The following is a 275-nucleotide window of genomic DNA, read 5'->3' on the forward strand; positions in this document are numbered from 1 at the left end:
GCAAGTTGCCGCGCTGACCACGGCCGCCGTTGCGCAAGGTCTGAAAACCCACCAGGTCGTAGCGCTGACCACCGACGCCGCCGCCGCCCTGAGCAGCGCGCAAGCCGCCGCCCTGAGCACCGCCAACCTGGCCGCGCTGGAAACGGCCGATCTGGCTGCGCTGAAAACCGCCGCCATCCGCGCCCTGAGCAGCAGCCAGGTTGGCGCACTGACCACCGACCAGGTTGTCGCCCTGAGCACCACGCAAGTGGCTGCCCTGGTCAGCAGCCAGGCTG

The 275-nt window shown here is 70.2% G+C and carries 1 protein-coding gene; it reads left to right on the forward strand.

The window, feature by feature from the left end; translation table 11 throughout:
* On the forward strand, positions 1-275 hold a 275-nt coding region (locus GTP77_RS30005; protein ID WP_161075768.1), incomplete at both ends, for a hypothetical protein.

Source organism: Pseudoduganella aquatica (genome assembly GCF_009857595.1).
Lineage (GTDB): Bacteria > Pseudomonadota > Gammaproteobacteria > Burkholderiales > Burkholderiaceae_D > Rugamonas > Rugamonas aquatica_A.